Origin of the sequence: Lactiplantibacillus paraplantarum, assembly GCF_003641145.1 — a bacterium.
Lineage (GTDB): Bacteria > Bacillota > Bacilli > Lactobacillales > Lactobacillaceae > Lactiplantibacillus > Lactiplantibacillus paraplantarum.
The window spans coordinates 271,880-293,788 of sequence record NZ_CP032744.1 but is presented as its reverse complement, the minus strand read 5'-3'; the positions used below and the strand labels follow the sequence as shown (position 1 = coordinate 293,788).

The following is a 21,909-nucleotide window of genomic DNA, read 5'->3' as shown; positions in this document are numbered from 1 at the left end:
TGCACAATGGGTTGCACCAATTATTAGGCTTATAGTAACTAAAACGCGTGACCCAGATTACCAATCATCTGGACCACGCGTTTTTAGATACTTAATTATTCAGCTTTAGATAGTCGCTCAACGTCGCGTACAATCATCAACTCTTCGTTAGTTGGGACGACCATGACCGTTACCGGTTCGTCATCCTTACTAATAATTTGCTCCTTGCCGTGCATATGATTCTTTTCATCGTCAACGGTTACACCAAAGTAACCCAATGCGTTAGTAACACGTTCACGAATCATCCACGAGTTTTCACCCACACCTGCTGTGAAGACAAGGGCATCAATACCGTTCATCTCGGCAATATAACTACCAACGTACTTCACAACCCGATTAACAAAGATATCAATGGCGAGTTTCGAGCGTTCACGCGTATCTTGCGTTTTATCAAGATCACGCATGTCAGGTGATAGCCCGGAAATACCCAGCAAACCGGACTTGTGATTCAAAATATCCACGAAGTCCTCGACATCAGAAATTCCTAAGTGGCGCATTAAAAATGGAATAATTGACGCGTCAATATCGCCCGAACGTGTGCTCATTGTAATCCCAGCCAGTGGTGTGAACCCCATTGACGTATCAACCGCTTTACCATGATCAAAGGCAGTGATTGAAGCTCCTGATCCTAAGTGCAGCGTCACTAATTTAAGTGAGTCAAGCGGTTTGCCTAATAATTGGGCCGTTCGGTTGGCAACGTAACGGTGACTTGTACCATGTGCCCCATACTTCCGCGCGCCAAACTTCTCATAATAATCGTAAGGAATACTATATAGGTAATTAACTTTAGGCATATCCGCATACAGCGAAGTGTCGAACACGGCTACTTGAGTCGCTTTTGGTAATAAATCACGGAATACTTCAATATAATAAGCCTGCGTTGGATTATGTAGCGGCGCATACTCAGATAAATCTTTGATTTTTTTCAAAGTTTGTGGCGTAATAATGACGGAATCTTTAAAATCTTCGCCACCCGCAACGACCCGATGGCCAACCCCGGTGATTTCACTAAGGTGGGTCACAATGTTATCGCTCTTCAACCGTGTTAGAACCATCGCGGCTGCTTCTTTTGCGTCAATTTTGTCCTTTGTTTCAGAATACTTACTACCGTCCGCTTTCTTAATTGTAAAAACGGAATCTGACAATCCCAGCCGATCAACCATTCCCGATGCGATTACCGTTTCTTCGGGAACACTGAAAAGCTTCCATTTTAAAGTTGAACTGCCGGCATTAATTGCTAATATTTTTGCCATGACTATTTTTCCTCCATCCATCATCAAGTGTGCCTAATGTCAGTTTAACTAATCGTGGATACGCTTTCAAGGATTTATTCACAAACTTTCAATTTTCATAACATTGCAAACTTAATTATTAGCATATCATTTCTTTCATAAGCGTGAATTGTCCTATAATATAGGTAATAGAAAGCGAGGCGATCATGATGAAAAAAGCATTTACTTGGTCCCTAAGTAACGGGTTTGCCACTCTCCTCCTAACCGTGGGGACTGTCCTTGCCATCGTCACCCTCAGTATTAGCTTCGGTTCACCAATTAGTGTTGATGCAATGGTCACGGCCGCGGCCCTCTGGCTTGCTGGTGTCGTCTTCTTACATCCAGCACCTGCTAAGATCTTGATTCCAGTAATCGTATTAGCCAGTCTCAGCCTTGGTTATGCCACCTACTTCAGCACGGCTGGTTCATGGTTACTAGCAGTCCTCGCAGCCATCATCACCGCCAGTATCGTCAGTTATGGTTTCAGTCTCCGTAAGACGATTCGCCAACATCACAGTCACTGGTACGATTAACTTTCCAGTCTGATAGACTTTCTTCTAAATCAAAATCATTAATCTAAACATCGCAACCGGCATCGTGGCCTTTGTCGCGATGCTTTTTTATTTAACTTTCAATCCATATTGTTAAGCCGTGCCAGCTTGGTTAGATTCCTGCTCGTCCGCATGTGCGCGTCCGATTCCGACCCTCGCCATTCGCATACCATCCCAACCGGAAGGCATTTCCACCAATGCTCATCGTTTCCAGAGTGTGAGATTCAGACGGGTTGGGACTGAGGATTAACCCAGCTAGGACGTTAAACGGTGAGCTTGACGTCATAGCGTCCTTAACCGGAAGCTCCTGTCTGACCGAACACGTTTCAACAATATTGTATGAACCGTGAAAGACCAGTATTTAAGACGTGAGCTTCGGCTTAAATTTGTCCACCACGTCCCAGCAATTGGCAGAAACACCTGGAAGTCGTCACAGGACGAACCAATTAGGTATGTTTACGCTAAATCCGAATTATTTCCAGCGAATCTCAGCTAGTTGCTTTTGACTTTGAAAACTGACACGATTTAACAATCTTTCAGGACCGTATCACAAGGTCTGACCCAGCTTCACCAATCAACAGCAGACAAACCCGAACAGATGTTTTATAATAGGAAACGACTAAATTCAGAAGGGATGCTCCGATGGCAACTAAGATTGGGATTCGACAACTGGTAGAATTCGTCTTGCGACAAGGCGACTTAAATGAAGTGAAAAATAGTCAGAACACTGCGTTAAATGGTGCCAAGATTCACCGGCAGCTCCAGAGTAGTCGTGGCGAAGACTATGATAGCGAAGTTTACCTTAAAAAAGTCGTCACGATGAATGCCACCGATTATATTATTGCTGGTCGGGCAGATGGTATTCAATTAAACGATGACGGCGCTTTGATCGAAGAAATCAAAACTTCTGATCAAGCCTTTGAAGACTTAAGTACCAATACACAGACTCTTTACTGGGGCCAAATTAAAGTCTACGGTTACCTTTTACTACAAGAGCACCCTGACCTCGATCAAGTTACTTTACAGCTGACTTATTTTCAAGTTATCAATGAAAAAATCACTAAAACTCAGCAAGTTCTTCACCGCGCCGAACTAGACGCCTTCTTTCAGGACTTAATTACAGAATATGAATATTGGCTAACACTACGGGCTGATTTGCGTCAGCAACGAAATACTTCCATTAAAGAGCTCCCATTTCCATTTCCAGCTTTTCGACCGGGCCAGCACGAATTAGCTGGCGCTGTTTATAAGACCATTCGATTACAAAAACGATTATTTGTCGAAGCACCAACTGGGACGGGGAAAACGATCTCAACACTATTTCCGGCCATCAAAGCAATGGGCGAAGACGTGATTGAACGCCTCTTTTACCTGACTGCTAAGCAAAGTACGCGCCACGTCGCTGAAGAGGCCGTTACATTAATGAGTCATGACGGTCTCAAACTTAAAAGCATTACGTTAACCGCCAAGGATCAGATTCGCTTTCCTGAAGAACAAGATATGCTTCCCGAAGATAATCCTTATATGATTGGCTACTACGACCGGCTTAAGCCGGCACTCAAGGATTTATTGACTCATGAAGACCAGATTACTCGTCCCATTATTGAACAGTATGCTCGCAAGCATACTATCGATCCATTTGAATTCTCCCTCGATACATCGCTTTTCTGTGATGTGATTATTTGCGATTACAATTACCTCTTTGATCCGTTAGTCTATTTACAACGATTCTTTAGCGAAAGTGATGACGACAACTTCTTTCTTGTCGATGAAGTTCACAACCTAGTTAGTCGATCTCGTGATATGTACTCAGCAGCGATTAGCAATCAACCGATTAGTGCGTTACTAAAGCTTGCCAAACCCGATAAAAGTCAACCTAGTGATGACTTGCAACGCGAACTCAAAAAGGTTCGGCGCAGTTTTACACGGATCAGTAAGACCTTGCTTGACGATCAAGTCACCGAACAAGTATTACCTGATCCCCCGGACAAATTATTACGCACCCTAAGAACTTTTAACGAATTTGTGATCGACTGGTTAGCGCAGCAAAAGCCGGGACCGCTGCTTGACGCCGTCCGTGACTATTTCTTCGCCTGTCTGACTTTTGTTAAGATTGGCGATCTGTACGATGGCAGCTATCAGACACGCTTCGTCCTTGATGGCCATCACTTGACGATCAAGGAACTCTGCCTTGATCCAAGTGACTTTCTTAACCGTTCCCTAGAACTGGGTAGTGGTGCCGTCCTTTTCTCTGCAACACTAACCCCCATGGCATATTACCAGCGGGTGCTCGGTGGTGAAGCCAATAGTTTGGCCTACCAACTGCCATCGCCATTTCCACCAAAACATCAGGCCATCCTCGTCACTCAGTACGTTCAAACGACGTATCACGAGCGGGAACATAACGTGCCCCGGATCATTGCTAGTTTACACGCCATGTTGACAGCTAAACGCGGCAACTACCTCGTGTTCTTCCCATCGTATGGCTATCTGCTGCAGATTAAGACAGCCTTTGAAGCCGCCTATCCCGATGTCGCAACTACTGCGCAAGCCTCGACGATGGATGCAACAGCCCGGCAGACCTTTTTGAACCAGTTTCAGTCAGCCCCAGCGCAAACCTTACTCGGTTTCTGCGTACTGGGTGGCATCTTCTCTGAAGGTATTGATTTACGTGGCGATCGTTTAATCGGAGTTGCCATCGTTAGCGTTGGTTTGCCAGGGATCAATCCCGAAACCAACTTGATTCGGGACTACTACGACCATCAAAATGGCCTGGGATTTGCCTACGCTTATCAGCTACCAGGGATGAACAACGTCCTACAGGCAGCTGGTCGCCTAATTCGTAGCGCCAAGGATACCGGAATCGTGCTGTTATTAGACCAACGTTTTGCCAGCCGACGCTACACTGAGTTATTCCCAGCACACTGGCAATACTATCAGACGATCCAATCAGTGCCGCAGCTCGAAGCGACCATTACCAACTTTTGGCACCAAACGGAGGTGACTCATTAATGAAGACTAAATTAACTAAGCAACTTGAAAGCACGCTCTACCAGTACTGTCTGGAACAGGGCGCTTACGTGGTTGAAGAAGTTGCAATGCCCGCTGATAAGGGGATTGTTGATACGTTAAGCTACCAACAACTCCCGGATGGCCAGATTGAATGGCGCTGCTATGAATTAAAAGTCACTAAAGCTGACTTTCATTCTAAAGCCAAGCTTTCCTTTATCGGTCATTACAATTACTTTGTCTTGCCGCAACAACTTTATCAAGAAGTCCAAGCTGAAATCCCAGATCACGTAGGCGTATTGATTTACCGTGCCTTCGATCAACGGGCACTGGAACTCGCCCCTCGGCCGTTACGAACACCGGGCTTCTTGACAGTCGCTAAAAAAGCGCAGCGGCAGGATTTACAAGTCGAACAGGCGCCCCTGATCAGTCACTTCATCGCCTCGTTATTTCGCGAAGTTGATAAAGCCAAACGCGTCAAAAAAGGATTACAACTTTATTCTGATGACCAACTCTTCAAAGAATTACGCAAGCGAAGTCGGACTGGCTATGATGTCTATGATCCGGAACAAAACTTATATGATCGCTTTATTGATGATACCCAAAGTGACGCCATAACGGCCTTGCAAACAGAACTGGATGCCCGTAACGCAGAATATCAAGCGCTCAAACTAAAATACCAGGCATTGACAGCGCCAGATTTGCGTGACCAATTATGAGTACCTACTACCCTTACTTACGTGGCCGAATGTATGATCTATTGGCCTTAAAAGCCTTGTGCGAGCAAAATCAATTAGGTCCCGACATCATCCCAGTTATTGAACCAGTCCGTGATTCTAAGGAATTACAACAGACCGTTCGGACTTTCATTGAAGCACAACAACCGTTTAGCATCATTGCCAATCCCCAAGTAAGCGTCTACGGACTCAATACCGTTAAACTCCATCCACTGCCAGACCTGCGTCCCTATCCGTTTTACCATCCGGGAGCGATTCTTGCAGCTGACTTTAGTCACGATTTTCTGACGACTGGTCTTGGTCAGACGAGCTTGCTAGTAGCACCTAACTATCCGTTGCTTAAGACTTACCAACACACTAACACTTTGCGTCAGACCGGGCATATTCTGATTCCTGATGAGGCGCGACTACACGAACTACTCCCAACCCGTGCTATCTTATTGACCGATCCCGTGCCAACACCAGCGCACGTTGCGGATTACCAGGAATTAGTCGACGCTTATTTTGCACCAGCCAACTGGCACCTATCACCAGTTGGCTTTGATGGCTTTGGCGATTATTCATTAATGGGCCGTCCGTACTTTGATCACGGGATGCCGTCACGCGCAATTGCGTTACATATTATTTATGTTACGGTTAATGGTGACCTCCGCATCCATCATTTTGTCTCAGATAGTAATACCAATATGCGTGGTCAAAAGAAGAAATTTTTCGAAGCACTCACGAAGCTAACAGCTTGGGCGCCCACCCACTTAACGGGATTAAATCGCACCCCAGCTTTGGCCGCCCTACTAGCCTATGCTGAAGGCACCAAATTTCCAGGATTAGGAACAATCAAAAAACTAGCAATCATGCACCACTTTCAATTAATGCACCAACTACTGGCACTGAATTAGAGGAGAATACGATGGCAAAACAAGAATCGGCTTGGAAACAAATGATCCATTTCTATCGTCATGACTATGAGGAACAACACGCGCCGATGTTATACGGTGACGTATGGTTAAAGACCAAATCACACCAACGGCTACTGCTAGGGCTAAGCACTCAAGGCCAGCAAAACTTAGGCCTAGTTAGTCAAATTAGCTTGCCAACTAATGGCGAGCATCTCATGGCAGGGGACACTTTGGCAACTCTCACAGACGACCATGGTGTGCACACACTGCCAACGCCCTTTAGTGGTACCGTTCAGAAGACTAATGTTGCTTTACAAGCTACCCCACAACTGATCGTTAGTAACAAGCAAACGGATAATTGGTTAGTCCAATTAAAGGCTGACTAGTTTCAAGTTACCAAAAGTAAGTTGTCTGGCGAATAAACAAACGCTTACATTACCATTAAATCGACTTATAAATTGACTAAACTAAGTCTAGTGATTAAAGCAATGACCACCAATCCTACTTATAATGGGCTTTTATTCGCAAAGGATACGTTTAGTTAGGTTGACCAACAGACTCATTCTTTGTCTTCAAATATCATTAATTAGCGGATTCAAAAATTAGTACCTGGCACGTTATATTACAAAAGATTACAAAACACCCCATTTATTACAATAATCGATGTAATTCGTAAAACTCCTGCTATTTTCCTGTTACAATCACCAGTTATACTAGGTACCATTGAGCGCTTGGAAGATTCACGGGGCCAAGCCAAATTCGGACTAAAAAATAGGAGTGTACATTATAAATGAAGATTAAGAATGCTTTATTATCAACTGCTGCCGCTACTGCTAGTCTCTTTGCCATTGGTGCTACTGCCCAAGCCGCTACGGTAACTGTTAAATCTGGCGATACGGTTTCTGCTATCGCTGCTGAAAACAATACGACGATTGCTGCAATCCAACAAGCTAACCACTTAAAAGACGTTAACTTAATTTTAGTTGGTCAACAACTTGAAGTTAATGGTGATAGCACCACGACCACTTCAACGCAAACGACGCAACAAACGACCACGACGCAAGCTTCAACCCAAACTAGCCAAGCCCAAACAAACCAAGCTAGCCAGACGCAATCAAGTCAAGCCCAAACCAGCACACCTGCTGCTAAGACTACGACGCAAACGACTAGTTCAACATCTAACTACAGTAACAGTGGTTCTGATAGTGCTGCTAAGGCTTGGATTGCTGGTAAAGAATCTGGCGGTTCATACTCCGCTCGTAACGGTCAATACATCGGTAAGTACCAATTAAGTGCTTCATACTTAAACGGTGATTACTCCGCCGCTAACCAAGAACGGGTTGCAAACAGTTATGTTTCTTCACGTTACGGTTCATGGAGCAATGCTAAGAGTCACTGGTTGGCTAACGGCTGGTACTAAAAAGCTACTTTAAATTAATAATTAACTGAATAAAATTCCAAAACGCGTAGATTACTCAAAACAACTTGAGTAATCTACGCGTTTTGCTTTTCCAAGGTTACTGGCGCTACCTATGTGCCACAGGTCAATTCTTCCGTACTCGTTTTTGCCATCAAGCACCACTGGAGTTCAAAACTCCTATGTAATGACAACATTGTTAACATGGATTAGCGGTCAATCCTAACCCACAACTTAATAAACCCATTATTCCGATACACAACTAGCCGTCTCCATCCAATACTAGTGAACGTTACTCAACAAGTAGGTACCGTTAAGCATCGTCTGAATAGCCCAATCATAATCGAGAGACTTCAGAAAACGACGTTAATTGCCAGACTGGCCGTCTAATGATACGCCTGCTTCATTCATTAGCCCACTACGGAAGAGTAATTACTTACTGCTCAACAACAAACACTCAACAGCAACTAGGATTAGTTCAGTTATTATCACTTAAAACCATGATGCCGCAATAATCATCGCAGACTATTTTGGATACAAACCTACTATAATAGTAATTAATTAACGGCCCCTTTCATAAATCGGCCAGGTCATCAGCCTAATTCAACAAATGGTCAACTTAATCGAAAAAGCCAATTAGTTAGTAAAAAATTACTGTTCAATCGTTACTTTAACTGAATCTAAGGATGAATCAATAACTATAAATCCACTACTTAAATCTTTAAAATTGTCGACAATCACGTTTACTTTTCATAAATCAATCTGAATTCACTAGTTTTCTAGAACAAAGCCAACTGTTTTCATTATTAGTTTTCCCGTTTAACCATTGGTATTATTGATGTTCTAACTAATTAATCGGTATTGACAGCGCTATTTTACATGAAATCCAGCTCAAATATTACAATTCATTACAAAAACGGCCTTATATTACAAGCACCCCCTAAAAACGTAATGTTCTGATTATTGCACTGCAACACTCACTAGTTATACTAGTCACTGTTGATTGGTTGAGACATCAACTGCTTGACCAATAGTAAATCACATGTAAATAATCGAACACACGCAAATTATAGGAGAGTGTATTAATTATTATGAAGATCAAAAACCTTGTATTATCATCAACTGCTGCATTAGCTTTATTCGCTATCTCAACAACGGTTGCCAACGCTGATACTTATACTGTTAAGGCCGGCGATACTGTTTCAGCCATTGCCAAAGCACACAACACTTCAGTATCAACTATCGAAAAGGCAAACAAGTTGGCTAATGTTAACTTAATCTTCGTTGGTGATAAGCTTGAAGTCAACGGTACTACTACTACGACTTCTGCTACAAGTACTGCACCACAATCAGCAACTAGTCAAGCTGCTACTTCAACTGCAACTAGTGCCAGTGCTACTAGTGCTGCTTCACAATCAGTTGCTAGCCAAGCTTCTAGTTCTGCTGCTACTTCTTCAGCAACTAGCCAAGCTACTTCAAGTGTTGCAACGAGTGCCGCTTCTTCAGCAAGCTCAACACAATCAGCTGCTAGCCAAGCTTCTAGTTCCGCTGCAACCACTAGCCAGGCTTCATCAAATGCCACTAGCTCAGCTGCATCATCAACTAGCTCAACGACTTCAAGCTACAATGGTAGCAACATGCAAAGCTATGTTTTAAGCCAAATGGCATCACGGACTGGCGTTTCAGCTTCAACTTGGAATACCATCATTACGCGTGAATCAAACTGGCAATCATCTGTTAAGAACAGTACTTCTGGTGCCTACGGTTTATTCCAAAACATGCATATCAGCAGTGGCTCTGTTCAAGACCAAGTTAACGCTGCCGTTAACTTATACAATGCACAAGGCATGTCTGCTTGGGCTTTATAAAATATAACTGATAACAAAAACAGCGTAACGACATTAATTGTCGTTACGTTTTTTTTCGTTATCAGTAGTTAAAAGGCGTATGCTTGATACTAAAGACATTATGGAAAGGCCTGATTAAATGCGCCGTCAAATTAAATTAATCAGTGCACTATGGGGCTGCATGTTAGGAAGTATGCTATTAATTGGCCTGATCTTCCAGTTTCCCCTCTTAAGCCATCTTTCCTCATCATTAACAACTGGCCTTGAGGAAATGATTTTTATTGCAATCGCCCTCATATTAAATCGTGACTGGCTACAACAACCTCTCACCTATAGTCTAACTGCCACTTGGAGACAACGTTTGCACCCCCTCGAACCAACTTTAATTGTAACTGGCTTAATGGGTGGTTACACGTTGATGACCGCGCATCGTCTGAATACCACGTTAACGATCCTATTTATCGCCATACTCATCAGCTTATTTGAAGAGACTTTTTTTCGAGGCATGCTGTTTCAAGCAAGCCGTCAAACACTAGGCGTGATCAAAGCTGCAATCTTTAGTAGCCTCCTCTTTAGTCTAACGCACCTGATTAACCTTAGTCACCAAGCCCTCAGTCTAACCTTATTACAACTAGTATTTACGTTTGTATTCGGCTTACTTTTGTGCCTAATTACTGCGCAGACAGCATCGTTATTTTGGCCACTGATTATCCATGCCACTAATGATTTCTTTAGCTTGATGCAACCACCAATCAATTTACCAGGAATTCATTCCACTGCTAGTTTTCAAATTGTAGAAGTTGTCATTGTCGTGTTATTAATGGTACCCATTCTGCGCCAAAATCGGGCATGGCTACCATAATGACCACTGACAAGCGACTGTTTAGTTATTAAAGCACCCAACATTTCAAATTGGTCTATACTAGAGTTAATATTAGCTTGTGGAGGAGATTTAAATGCAACTAACTAAACACGGTTGGGGTGCCGTTATTAGTATTTTTATTTTGGTTCCGATTCTTTTTAAATTAAGCGCATTATTACCAGTACCAACATTGTACAGTGGTCTAACCCAAGACTTACTGATACTTTTACTATTTCTATTATTAAACCATTTTTGGTTTAAAATACCGATTAAGTGGTGGCACTCACAGTCACTCGCTCATCAAAGCCTGCAGCTCATTCCTGGTATCATTATTTTATTGTTACCTATGACCAGTAATTACATTAAATTATTTCAGTTGGCTCGGACCCCAATATTGGGTTTCTATATCGGCTATACGTTATTAATTGGCATTACTGAAGAATACCTTTACCGGGGTATGCTCCTACCATTACTGCGAGACTGTTTTCCCAATCGGATAATGCTAGCCATCTGCATTGACAGTTTATTATTTGGTTTTACCCACCTACTCATTAACAGTAGTCAACTGACTCTTAGCTACGTCATTCCCCAAGTCTTTTACGCCGCAATGGGAGGGCTCGTTTTCTGCGGCCTTTATCTGCGAACTAATAACTTAGTCTGGTCGATGATGCTCCACACATTATCAGACGTATCCGTCATTGTTAGTTTAGCCACTCACACTCACACTGCTGCCAAATTAAGCATCCCCACTGCTTACGCGATTGGTATTTCAGTACTTTACCTTGTTCTATTTATTATCGTCGCCTTTATTATTCGCTGGCAAGTTCGTCCTAAAAAATCAGCTCTATCCCAGTAATGATTCACCGCGAATGAAAAATAGGTCCCCAGAATCAAACAATTCTGGGGACCTATTTTTGGTTATTCATTGTGTCAAATGGCAAAAGCCAAACAATTCTCGCCACCTAATGACTAGCTCAACATTGATTTACCAATATCATACTAGGTTTCAGCAACAAATTGATGCTTTTCTAACCGGAATGAATGGTCGCAAACATCCGCGACGTCCGGTTCATGCGTCACAATAATCACGCATTTCTTTTGTTCATGGGCAATCTTTTGGAATTGGTCAATCACATATTTCGTATTTTCCTCATCTAAATTACCCGTTGGTTCATCGGCAACCACTAGCTTAGCATCGCACACCATCGTGCGGGCGATGGCAACTCGTTGTTGCTGACCACCAGACAAACGCTGCACATTTTTCTTCATCTGGTCATCCGTAATTCCTAGCCGCCGTAACATCTTCATCGCATAATCCTTATCACCACGGTGTTCTGAATTCGTAATTGCCATGGCAGTCATGAGATTATTCAATGGTGACATGTACGTCAACAAATTATACGATTGAAAGACAATGGCAACTTTCGACTTTCGGTAATTAGTCAATCCAATTTTATTAATTGGCTCACCATTGAGTTCAATCTGGCCAGCGCGTGGTTTATCTAACCCTGCTAGTAGTGAGAGAAAAGTTGTCTTTCCAGACCCACTTTGACCAACAATTGCGTATGATGTTCCAGATTTAAACTCCAAGTCGACGTGCTCAAACAGGCTATTTTCTTGGCGGTCATACCAGTAACCAAGATCATTTACTTTTAACATTGCCGCCCCTCCTAATCAATTAAGACTTTCTTCGGCTGTAGTCGTAGTATGCCGCCCGAAGCTAGCATAATCGACAAGAACATAATCGCTAAACCAAAACCACCAAGTTCAACTAGGTCCATCACTGTGACATTAATGTCCAGGTCCGTCTTGGCTGTTGCACTAGCCGTACCGCCATTCTGGCCACCGCCTGGCATATTACCACTAGGCTTGCTACCACCAGCATTACCACTAGGGGCACCACCGCCTCCAGGTTGACCTTGCTGACTAGTTGAACTAGTCGTAGTCGTTGCGGTCGTTGTTTGTTGCGAGACTAACTGGTCCCCCAGTTTATTACCCACAAACTTACCACCAAAACCGGCCAAGACAACCGAGACGATCAAGACCATCACCATTTCAGCAAAGAATTGGGCTACAATCTTCCAACGACTCTCACCTAATGAGAGCAAGACCCCAATTTCGTAGCGACGTTCACGAATCATCAAAATGACAATCAAGGCTAGGATAATGGTCCCAGCAATAGCGACAAGCCAAACAATCTTATCGGCAAATGATTTGACGTTGTTCATCGAGCTCTTAACCGTTTGGTAACTGCTGTCATCCGTTGACAATGAATACTTCGACGTATTGATCAACTGTTTACCAGACGTTTTAACACTGCTAACTTTAGCTGGGTCCGAAATATCGAACGTAACCGAATCAGCCGTGTTTTTATACTTAGAACCCTTGACCGTGTTAGCGAACGTGTATGACGTGTAGACACTATTGCTGACATCGGTACTACCAGGGCCCTGTTGCGTGCTGGCACTAGATGACGCCTTATAGACCCCAACGATCTTCATGGTGTAGGTCTTCTTATCACCAGTTGTTGACTTTAACTTGATCGTATCACCGACGCTCAGGCTATCTTCTTTAGCCAATTCGCTTTCAATGACGACATTATTAGTGCCTTCATCGCTAGCCGTGATCCCACGACCCTTAGTAATCTTACTTGAGCTACTTTCAAAGGTCGAAACACTGCTAGTATTAGTAACACCAGTAATTGAGATATCACCAGTACCACTACTACTTGAACCACCCATACCTTTCATTCCACCGCCAGTACTGCTATTAGATGTTGAAATCGTATCAAAACCCTTCGCATTGGCGGAAGTTGAAACCGTTGCATTATAGCTTGCAACATTGCTGAGTTTAGCAATCTTCTTAGCATCGCTCAACTTAACGGGTGATGTGGTTAGCTTAGGTCGACTGCTCTTACTCGTAGACGTCGAGCTGCGCATCTTCTTAAAAGCCGCCTCCCGGTTAGCAGATAAAGTGACGGTTGCCCCGACACTCTTCTTGGCATTACTAGTTGCCGTATCGGCAGCATTCCTGATTAATAATCCCGCTAACACAAACAGCATAATTGCCGATGTGACGAGTACTAATAGAATTGAACGGCCTTTTTTTGCCGTTAAATTGAGCCATGCGCGTTTAAAGAAATTCACGCTTAAACCCTCCTTCAGATAAAGTATTGGTATGACAATTGCGTTCACAACTTTTAAAGTACACGCGAAATCTGACTAATTTGTGAACACGATTAGGTTATTTATGGGCTTGTTACCGAATATTTTTAATTCAGTTATACGATTGCTCTAAAGCGATGGGTAGCGCCATCCAGCGACGCTACTAACTGATAAAAAAAGAACTGAGGACCAATTTGGCCACTCAGCTCCATAAACTGAAACTCAGTTGAGGCGAATCTGCATCTCAGCATTATATCTGAAATACTGTCGCAAAAATTTTGCTGGTCGCTTAATCTGCCACCTTAGCTAACTGGTAATTATTGCATGGTACCACCACGTATTACTTCCCTGGGACTGAATTTAACGTCCACTTAATGGTACTTTGATACTGGCCAGGTATTGCCTCTGGGCTAGTTTGAATCATTAGCCCTTGCTGTGTAGACCAGTCCTTTGTGACATGATAATCCTCCCCCACATTAGTCCGCTTTTCGACGACTACTTGCGCATTGTTCTCAGTAACTGGCTTCATCTGCTCACCATCATGATAGTATAGTCCACCAGCTAACTTTGCTCCCTGTGCCGTTTTGAACTCAGTTGCCGCAACATCCAACCGCCATTTGTTATTACTCCCAGTCTCATCAACAATAACGAGTTGCATGTCCTGTGGCCGACTGATTTGAGTTGCTCCCGATAACTTAACTGTTTCAAACGTACTGTTTTCACTATAAGATTTAATCCGTAATTCACCATTGAGCACTAACACCGTAACTGTCACTGGATCAGATACCGCATTATCCTTGCTGCGTGCGCGTAACACTAATTCATTTTCACCTTCATTTAACTCTTCTGGATCAAAGTCCAACTCTACGTAGCCGGCTGCTTCGTCAGGATCCAACAAATAATCTTCGAGCCGTTCACCATTCAGCTTAACTTCAACGCGCATACCTTCGTTGTCAAAGTCACTTTCATCATTGAGCCTAATTTGGCCCTTAACCGTCGCACCTTCACCTTTTTTTACTGGTTTAATTGGTTCGACCATCAATCCGACTGATTTACCCGTCGTAATTGTAAAGTGCGGCGTTGGCGTATCAGATTGCTTTTCATGACCAACAAAATAACTGATATCATCCGCCACTTTAGTATCTTGTGTTACTCGTTCGGCCTCTCCCTTAAGTGTGATGTATGCATGCCGATTATTCGCGGAGAGCGCCTGGCTGAGTGAATGTTGAATTCGTTCCACTGCCTTTTTATCATCTTCAGGCAACCCAACTACTTCTTCATGACCGTCCTCATAACGGATATTGGCCTCACTAAAAACCACGTGTGCCGGCAAGGCTAAGTTTGCCTCGACCCGTTGCCAATCATTGTCACCACCCAAGTAACTAAGGACATACTCATACTCAAGCTCATCGCCACCGCGGACCCAGCTGCCTTCATAAACGGGAAGTGCTTGCGTTAGATTTCTAACATTCAAGTCCGATTCAACTTCAATCGGGTGTGGTAATGTCTCAAAAGCAACTAGTGCGCGCGTATTATTCGCCGTAGCCGTACTAGTTACACCCCAAGTCAAGTTTCGAAAGCTCTTTCCAAAAACTTGCGTGTCAATTTGGAAAATCTTGACGGGCCCACCATCGAACGAATAGCTCATCGTTTTGTTTTTAGCTGACCACGTCAGTTTTACTGGATACCATTGACCACTATTAACTTTAAGTCGTTCTTGAGCTGCCTGATGGTTCTGCTCAAAATGATAGGCTGTGGTTAGCCCTCCACGTTGAGTATACGTTTCAGGGGCAGCTGGATAGATTGATGCTAGGTGATTCTTATGCATCTTCTCATCAAATGAATTACCACGTTGATAAAGTCCTAAGAATCCCCCGTTATTGACCTTAGTATCAATTTCCAGTGCCCAACTTTTCTGAATAGCTGTCTTGGCAATTGTCGCCGGTGCGGTCTTACGATGATAAGTATCCGTTCCATAAACACCCAAGTTTTCACCAATAATATTCTTAGTTCCAAAACGGCTGATTGCCGCTGTCTTACGTGGATCATTTTGCAAAACTAATGCTAATCCTTCACTGGCCGCTAGATTGACCCACATCGTTATTTTATTATCCACGTTCATATTAAAGCGATTGACTGGTGTTGACCAGATGGCACCAACCTGATTATTGTCATGATTCAGTTCAAAAACGTGGGCTTGTTCACCGTTCAACTTTGTAACCGCTATCTTAGACGCGCTGTTTTTATCGAATTGTCCAACTTCAAATAGGCCATCCAGATTCAATGCTTTGGCAGGCACTTCATCCAGTGCATCGGCTCGGACAGTCGTTGTCGCCACACTCATTCCCCAAACTAATAGTCCCAGCAAAAATCCCCAATACTTTAACTTTCCCACCTCAGCACACCCCTATTGATATATTAATTCTTCCGTTGAATCATACGCCGTATCTTAGCAAATTCCAACACTGTTTGTCAATTATTTTTTATAGTATCAATAAGTATTTATTTATAAATGGTAATTAATAGCTAAGTTAATACTTAAGTTATTTTCCGTTAATAAAAAGCCATACTCAATTGTAATAACCGAGTATGGCTTTAACTCATTTTATACACTCCTATTTTCAGGCGCCCAAGGGCAATCAATGACATGATCATTAATAATACCGGTCGCTTGCAAATAAGAATAAATTGTCGTCGGCCCCACAAACTTGAAGCCCCGACGTTTCATTTCCTTAGACACACGCTGTGCAAGCGCATTCGTTGCTGGGACTTCATCAATCGACGACCAGGCCTGTCGAATTGGATGCCCATCAACAAATGACCACAACCAATCAGCAAAGTTATCACCATCCGGCCAGTCCCGAATCACACGCGCGTTGTTAATCGTCGCCATTAGCTTCTGACGGTGACGAATAATCCGAGCGTCCGTTAATAAGCGGTCGACATCTGCAGACGTCATTGCTGCCACCCGCTCGATATTGTAGTCCGCAAAGTCTTCATCGAAAGCAGCACGTTTATTTAACACCGTTTGCCAGCTTAACCCCGCTTGGTAAGTTTCCAAACACAGTAACTCGAAAAGCCGTTGGGAATCATGCTGCGGGTGACCCCATTCATTATCATGATACGCTTGCATTGCTAGTGACGAATTAGCCCATGCACATCGTTCCATTAACCTCATCTCCTAAAAAAGACGCCGCCCAACCTATTGGTTGAACGGCGCCCGTTGGTTATACTTCATTATCGCATAACTTAACTATTTTATTGGCGATTTCGTTTCGTCTGCTTGTCAGCAGTTGTTTCGTCTTCCATCCGATCCGTCAACGGATAAGTTAAGCGAATCAAACTTGGAATAATCGTTGGAATGGCGAATACCAGGATAATCAAGCCGATAATCACAACCATTGCCACTTGGATCAACGTCAAGACACCGGATGGCATCAAGGCGGCGAACGTCCCACTCAAGATCAAGGCAGCGGATAAGACCACGGCCCCAATGACGGCGGAAGCTCTGACAATTCGAGTACTTGGTGTGGCAGCCGAATTATCAAATTCACGATACTTCATCATCAAGAAGATACTGTAATCGACCCCTAAGGCAATCAACATGATGAACCCGAAGAACGGTGTGTTCCAAGTTAACATGCTTTGACCCAAGAACCAGTTGCTCAAGATACGGGTAATACTCAAGGACATAATGTAAGCCAATAACAACGTCCCTAAGATGTAGAACGGTTGTAAGACCGAACGCGTAATAACCATTAAGGCAATCAAGATTCCGACTAACATAATCGCAGCAGTCCGAATAAAGTCACTCGAAGCAATTGCTTGGGTATCATTCGTTTCAGACGTTTGACCACCAATCGCAATGGTGGCACCATCTAACGCGGTTCCCTTCAAGCTGTTCGTTGCTTGCTTTTGAATTGCCGTTACTTTATCCATCGCTGACTTCGAACTTGGATTTTCATTCAAGACGATCGTTAACTTCGTTGCATGGTTATTGCCAGACATGTAAGCCTTCAAAGCAGACTTGTAAGTCTTACCCTTTAAAGTACTCTTTGGTACGTAGTAAGTCTTAGCAGCCGCTGAGTCCTTCAAACCAGTCAAGTAACTATTAGCTGATCCAACACCCTTGTTGATCGTTGTTGTCCCGTCACTGGCGGTCTTCAACCCATCTTGGAGCGTCTTCATCTGACCAACTAAACTTTGAATACTGGTGTACATCTGTTCGTTACCAGAGGCCACTTGCGAGGCACCACTGTTAAGCTTACTTACACCACTTACCAAGGTAGGTACTTGTGAATTTAAGTTTGCAGTCCCACTAGCCAATTGTGAAGCACCACTGTTTAACGTTGAAGAGTTGGCAGCTAATTGGTTAGTCCCAGAATCAAGTGCACTGATGGCACTCGTTAACGTTGGAATTTGCCCTTGTAAGCTTGTCAAACCAGTTGACACTTGTGATGCACCGCTATTGACTTTGGTTGCACCAGTCGCAGCTGTTGAGACGCCATTGGTATACGTATTTAATTGTGATGCTAAGGAACTTGCCCCACTTTGAAGCTGGTTCAAGCCAGTAGTAATTTGTTGAGATCCATCTACCAATCCATTGGTACCGTTTAAGCCAGATTGAATCTGTTGCATCCCACTAATCGCAGATTGCAGCTTTGAGATAACTTCCAAAGAACCATTATTGGCCTCCGTTGATTTTTTAGCTAATTGTTGCAAGTTAGATAGTTGCTTCAATTCACTACTCAATGTCGAGAGTGTATCCAACTCCTTGGTTAAGGTTTCACCTGTCTTACCCATTGCTGCTAAGTCTGTTTGCAACTTCTGTGCGCTGGTCTGAGTTGAGGTAATGCTTGATGACATTGAGGAACTTGCGCTATTAACTTTTTGAGTAATTTGTTTTCCGACGGCAGTTAACGCAGCAGTTAATGCAGCAGTCTGTTGAGTAGTTAATGCAGTTCCACCGTTCTTATTAACAGCATTTACCACCGTCTGAATATCATCGTCACTTAAACTAACATCTCCAGAACTTGAGGCCACTTTTTCCAAAGCAGTTAGCGCCTCTTGTAAATTAGCTGTATCGTTTTGAACAGCCTTACTGTTGTCCGCCAGAGTCGAAGCAGTTGTTGTCATTCCACTAATATCTGGTAGCGAAGTCGAGCTCGTAGACAGCAACGGTTTCATTGCCTCATTTAATTGCTCTAGACCTTTTTGTAAATCATTTAATTTTTGTGTATTAGCAGTACTTGTCGCATCTGAGACACTAGAGTTAACACTGGTCTGCATTTTTTGAAGACCCGCTGTTAGTGCAGTTGCACCAGTTTGCAATTGTGAAACTCCAGAAGTTAAAGTTCCAGTTCCACTAGAGATTTTGGTTTTGTACCCATTCAAGGTATCTAATCCAGAACTCAAAGTATTCGTCCCACTAAACAGACTATTAGCACCTGTAGTCAACTGATTAACTCCACTAGCCAACGTCCCAGTCTTACTATTCAACTGGTTTAAACCATTATTGACCGTGTAAACACCATTAGTATAAGTAACTAATCCACTCGCTAACGAGCTCGAACCACTTGCTAACTGACTAGCCCCACTTGAAAGGGTCCCAGTCTTACCATTTAAAGTATTGAGTCCTGATGATACTTCATCCGCTCCATCCGCTAACTTCTTAGCCGACTTCGCGCTACCATCCATATCGGCACTCTTCAATTTACTATTGGCACTATCTAACCCGCTACCGATCTTAGTTAGCCCCTTGCTAGCAGACTTCATCCCACTAGTGACAGTACCTAATTGATCACTAACATATAATTGGTCGATTTGTGAGCCACCTGGTTGGGTGACGGACGCCACCGTTTTGACACCCTTAACTTTTTGTAACTGTTTCGTTAAGCTGTCGATGACTTTTAAATCTTTTTCATTATTTAAGGCATGGTCTGTCTTAATATACAAGGTTGACGGTTCCGCCGTCCCTTTGGAGAAGTGATCCTGAACAACTTGGAAGCCCTTCTTTGCTGGAATCGTGTCGTTTAATTCAGCCAACGTATCATAGTTCAACTCATTGTTATACGTTAAAATAAATGGCAACGAAACTCCTAAGACAACGACTAAGGCAATGATTGGGTAACGAACAGATGAAGCCGCAATGCCGTGCCACATCTTACTCGTACTACCACCCGCAAATTTCTTCGTTGGCCAGAACAACCGTGGTCCTAAAATAGCCATGAAGAATGGGTTTAACGTTAACAAGACGACCAGTAAGATTGCAACCGCAATGGCAACCCCAACCGCTGACTTGTAAATTGAGAAGTTCGCTAGCCCCAGGGCACTAAACCCAATCAATAGTGACGATCCACTGTATAGGATCGTTCGTCCGGCAATCTTTAACGCGCGACCAGTCGCGGCGACCGGACTATCGCCATGACTGAGTTCTTCTTTGAATTGATCGAACAGTAAGATGTTGTAGTCGGTCCCAATCCCGAACAGGACCACGACCATGAAGACCTGGGTAAAGTTCGATAATGGAAAGTTAAATTTATCAACAAGGTTCATCACAACGCTTAGCGAAATGATAAATGACACCCCAACTGACAACAACGACACTAATGGTGCAATTGGTGACCGGAAAACTAACGTTAGCACAATGAAGATGAAAATCACGGTAATAATTTCCGTCTTCTGAATGCCAGCTTCCGTTTCTTGAGTGAAATCATCATTTAAGATATCACTCCCCGTCACGTACGTCTTAACACCAGTCGTTTTAGCTCCGGCGGTGATATTTTTCGTCATGTTCGCAACGGTCTGATTCTTACCAACCATTAATTGTAATAATTCAGTTGATTTATCCTTTGAAATCAATTGTTTCTTGGCAGCAGCATTGTCGCTAGCGGCCGTCATTGATTTCACATGATACTTGGACTTTTGATCTTTGAAGCGCTGAATCGTCCCATCGATTGCTTGCTTCTGATCACTGGTTAATTTCGAATCACCATTGTTGAAGACCACTACCACTTGACGCGTATTATTCTGATTACGCCCCCAATGATTTTGGATAACTTGTGCAACTTGACTCTTCGCACTACTTGGTAATTTGGTCTGGCCCTTATCACGTACCAGACTGCTGATATTTGGCAGGAAGATGATGGCCGCTACCATCACAACCAGCCAAACAATCGCTTGGATTGTAAAACGTCTACGGCTCCCTTTCACGTTATATCCCTTCCCTAATTCAGATTCTTAAAACGACATCGTGACATTTAATCAACAATGTGTTTAAATAATAACAACATGTTAAATGAAAACAGTTATAATTTCAACCAACAATTTTCATAAAAGCGTCATTAAATAAACAAACTATACTATATTGTTCAAATAATGAGGTGAACTTCAGTGGTAGGTACAAAAAACAACCGTCGTTCGCAAATGACCGAACGTCTCATTCAAGACAGTTTAATCAATTTACTTCAACGCCAGTCACTGGACGAAATTACCGTGACTGCTGTTTGTAAAGCCGCCGACATTAATCGGGGCACCTTTTACGCCCACTACGAAGACGTTAAGGATTGCATGGAAAAGATGGAACAAGACGCCACCGAGGAATTACTGGCGGTCATCGACAAGCATCTCAATCCCGACTCTTTGCAAGCTATCCTAACCGGCATCTTCGAAGTCGTAAAAAAACGGCATGCCGTAACTTCTTTCATTCTGACAACCGATCAAGACTTCTTAATGAGCTTTATCGCAACGACTAAACGCGAGATATTAGCGCATAATCAAGCCCCAGTCGATGGTATCGGTAATCGCGAAAAAGAATACATGTTTGAATATTACCTTAACGGTATCGTGGGCGTCGTGCGTTATTGGTTGAAGACTGGACTCCACGAATCACCAGAGGAATTGGCACGCTTCATCAATGACTGGTGGTATCGCGGCAAGCCAGTCAAGGAGCTGGCTGATCACTAGCTGAGAACGTGTCATGTTTTAATTGTTAACTAGCCGAACCAATCGTCGCTATTAAATTAGTTATGCTTTAAACCATTAAAAATTATCTCGCGTATTAAAAGTAACATGGTACCTACAATAGCGAAAGTAATCCAACTTCAAACTTGATGCG

The 21,909-nt window shown here is 43.2% G+C and carries 16 protein-coding genes; 10 read left to right on the top strand and 6 right to left on the bottom strand.

The features are described 5' to 3' along the window. Positions 1-95: 95 nt before the first annotated feature. Positions 96-1,292 carry an acetate/propionate family kinase gene (locus LP667_RS01330; RefSeq protein WP_021731991.1) on the bottom strand — a complete coding sequence of 399 codons (1,197 nt, stop codon included), beginning with the start codon at positions 1,290-1,292 and terminating at the stop codon, positions 96-98. A gap of 185 nt (positions 1,293-1,477) precedes the next feature. Between LP667_RS01330 and LP667_RS01325 the strand changes: the two genes are divergently transcribed. The 9 genes from LP667_RS01325 (at position 1,478) to LP667_RS01280 (ending at position 11,485) form a co-directional block, all read left to right on the top strand. Then, positions 1,478-1,843: a hypothetical protein gene (locus tag LP667_RS01325; RefSeq protein WP_021731992.1), complete on the top strand. Its 366-nt coding sequence runs from the start codon at positions 1,478-1,480 to the stop codon at positions 1,841-1,843. A gap of 660 nt (positions 1,844-2,503) precedes the next feature. After that, positions 2,504-4,873 (top strand): ATP-dependent DNA helicase, encoded by a 2,370-nt coding sequence (locus LP667_RS01315; RefSeq protein WP_021731993.1) that lies wholly within the window; start codon positions 2,504-2,506, stop codon positions 4,871-4,873. Further along, entirely contained in the window at positions 4,873-5,589 is a 717-nt protein-coding gene (locus LP667_RS01310) for a hypothetical protein (protein WP_021731994.1), read from the top strand. The genes LP667_RS01315 and LP667_RS01310 overlap by 1 nt, the downstream gene beginning before the upstream one ends. Beyond that, positions 5,586-6,503: a sce7725 family protein gene (locus LP667_RS01305; protein ID WP_033609525.1), complete on the top strand. Its 918-nt coding sequence runs from the start codon at positions 5,586-5,588 to the stop codon at positions 6,501-6,503. The genes LP667_RS01310 and LP667_RS01305 overlap by 4 nt, the downstream gene beginning before the upstream one ends. A gap of 11 nt (positions 6,504-6,514) precedes the next feature. Next, complete coding sequence (locus LP667_RS01300) at positions 6,515-6,889, top strand: glycine cleavage system H family protein (protein WP_021731996.1); 375 nt, start codon at positions 6,515-6,517, stop codon at positions 6,887-6,889. A 404-nt stretch (positions 6,890-7,293) separates the two neighbouring features. Continuing rightward, the gene (gene apf, locus LP667_RS01295) at positions 7,294-7,923 is read left to right on the top strand and encodes an aggregation-promoting factor (protein WP_033610024.1); all 630 of its coding nucleotides are present in this window, start codon (positions 7,294-7,296) and stop codon (positions 7,921-7,923) included. A gap of 1,088 nt (positions 7,924-9,011) precedes the next feature. After that, positions 9,012-9,788: a LysM peptidoglycan-binding domain-containing protein gene (locus LP667_RS01290; RefSeq protein WP_056988336.1), complete on the top strand. Its 777-nt coding sequence runs from the start codon at positions 9,012-9,014 to the stop codon at positions 9,786-9,788. A 250-nt stretch (positions 9,789-10,038) separates the two neighbouring features. Beyond that, entirely contained in the window at positions 10,039-10,629 is a 591-nt protein-coding gene (locus tag LP667_RS01285; RefSeq protein WP_244282795.1) for a CPBP family intramembrane glutamic endopeptidase, read from the top strand. 94 nt (positions 10,630-10,723) lie between these two features. Then, positions 10,724-11,485 (top strand): CPBP family intramembrane glutamic endopeptidase, encoded by a 762-nt coding sequence (locus LP667_RS01280; protein WP_021730575.1) that lies wholly within the window; start codon positions 10,724-10,726, stop codon positions 11,483-11,485. A 143-nt stretch (positions 11,486-11,628) separates the two neighbouring features. Here the strand turns inward: LP667_RS01280 and LP667_RS01275 are convergent, their stop codons facing one another. The 5 genes from LP667_RS01275 to LP667_RS01255 all read right to left on the bottom strand — a co-directional run bounded on the left by LP667_RS01275 (position 11,629) and on the right by LP667_RS01255 (position 21,005). Then, on the bottom strand, positions 11,629-12,288 hold the full coding sequence (locus tag LP667_RS01275) for an ABC transporter ATP-binding protein (protein WP_021730574.1): 660 nt from the start codon (positions 12,286-12,288) through the stop codon (positions 11,629-11,631). Positions 12,289-12,299: 11 nt separating this feature from the next. Beyond that, the gene (locus LP667_RS01270; RefSeq protein WP_021730573.1) at positions 12,300-13,775 is read right to left on the bottom strand and encodes an ABC transporter permease; all 1,476 of its coding nucleotides are present in this window, start codon (positions 13,773-13,775) and stop codon (positions 12,300-12,302) included. A gap of 358 nt (positions 13,776-14,133) precedes the next feature. Next, entirely contained in the window at positions 14,134-16,188 is a 2,055-nt protein-coding gene (locus tag LP667_RS01265) for a lectin-like domain-containing protein (protein ID WP_021730572.1), read from the bottom strand. A gap of 210 nt (positions 16,189-16,398) precedes the next feature. After that, positions 16,399-16,962, bottom strand: a complete 564-nt coding sequence (locus tag LP667_RS01260) for a DNA-3-methyladenine glycosylase I (protein ID WP_021730571.1) — start codon at positions 16,960-16,962, stop codon at positions 16,399-16,401. A gap of 89 nt (positions 16,963-17,051) precedes the next feature. Then, positions 17,052-21,005, bottom strand: coding sequence for an MMPL family transporter (locus LP667_RS01255; RefSeq protein ID WP_021730570.1), 3,954 nt, complete (start codon positions 21,003-21,005; stop codon positions 17,052-17,054). 180 nt (positions 21,006-21,185) lie between these two features. Here LP667_RS01255 and LP667_RS01250 point away from each other — a divergent pair, with 180 nt between their 5' ends. Next, positions 21,186-21,758, top strand: coding sequence for a TetR/AcrR family transcriptional regulator (locus tag LP667_RS01250; RefSeq protein WP_021730569.1), 573 nt, complete (start codon positions 21,186-21,188; stop codon positions 21,756-21,758). The last annotated feature ends 151 nt before the right edge of the window (positions 21,759-21,909 follow it).

What these genes read in the sequence shown, in the direction of transcription:
- LP667_RS01330 (WP_021731991.1), bottom strand. Translation starts at nt 1,292, where the DNA reads ATGGCAAAAATATTAGCAATTAATGCCGGCAGTTCAACTTTAAAATGG.
- LP667_RS01325 (WP_021731992.1), top strand. Translation starts at nt 1,478, where the DNA reads ATGATGAAAAAAGCATTTACTTGGTCCCTAAGTAACGGGTTTGCCACT.
- LP667_RS01315 (WP_021731993.1), top strand. Translation starts at nt 2,504, where the DNA reads ATGGCAACTAAGATTGGGATTCGACAACTGGTAGAATTCGTCTTGCGA.
- LP667_RS01310 (WP_021731994.1), top strand. Translation starts at nt 4,873, where the DNA reads ATGAAGACTAAATTAACTAAGCAACTTGAAAGCACGCTCTACCAGTAC.
- LP667_RS01305 (WP_033609525.1), top strand. Translation starts at nt 5,586, where the DNA reads ATGAGTACCTACTACCCTTACTTACGTGGCCGAATGTATGATCTATTG.
- LP667_RS01300 (WP_021731996.1), top strand. Translation starts at nt 6,515, where the DNA reads ATGGCAAAACAAGAATCGGCTTGGAAACAAATGATCCATTTCTATCGT.
- apf (WP_033610024.1), top strand. Translation starts at nt 7,294, where the DNA reads ATGAAGATTAAGAATGCTTTATTATCAACTGCTGCCGCTACTGCTAGT.
- LP667_RS01290 (WP_056988336.1), top strand. Translation starts at nt 9,012, where the DNA reads ATGAAGATCAAAAACCTTGTATTATCATCAACTGCTGCATTAGCTTTA.
- LP667_RS01285 (WP_244282795.1), top strand. Translation starts at nt 10,039, where the DNA reads ATGATTTTTATTGCAATCGCCCTCATATTAAATCGTGACTGGCTACAA.
- LP667_RS01280 (WP_021730575.1), top strand. Translation starts at nt 10,724, where the DNA reads ATGCAACTAACTAAACACGGTTGGGGTGCCGTTATTAGTATTTTTATT.
- LP667_RS01275 (WP_021730574.1), bottom strand. Translation starts at nt 12,288, where the DNA reads ATGTTAAAAGTAAATGATCTTGGTTACTGGTATGACCGCCAAGAAAAT.
- LP667_RS01260 (WP_021730571.1), bottom strand. Translation starts at nt 16,962, where the DNA reads ATGGAACGATGTGCATGGGCTAATTCGTCACTAGCAATGCAAGCGTAT.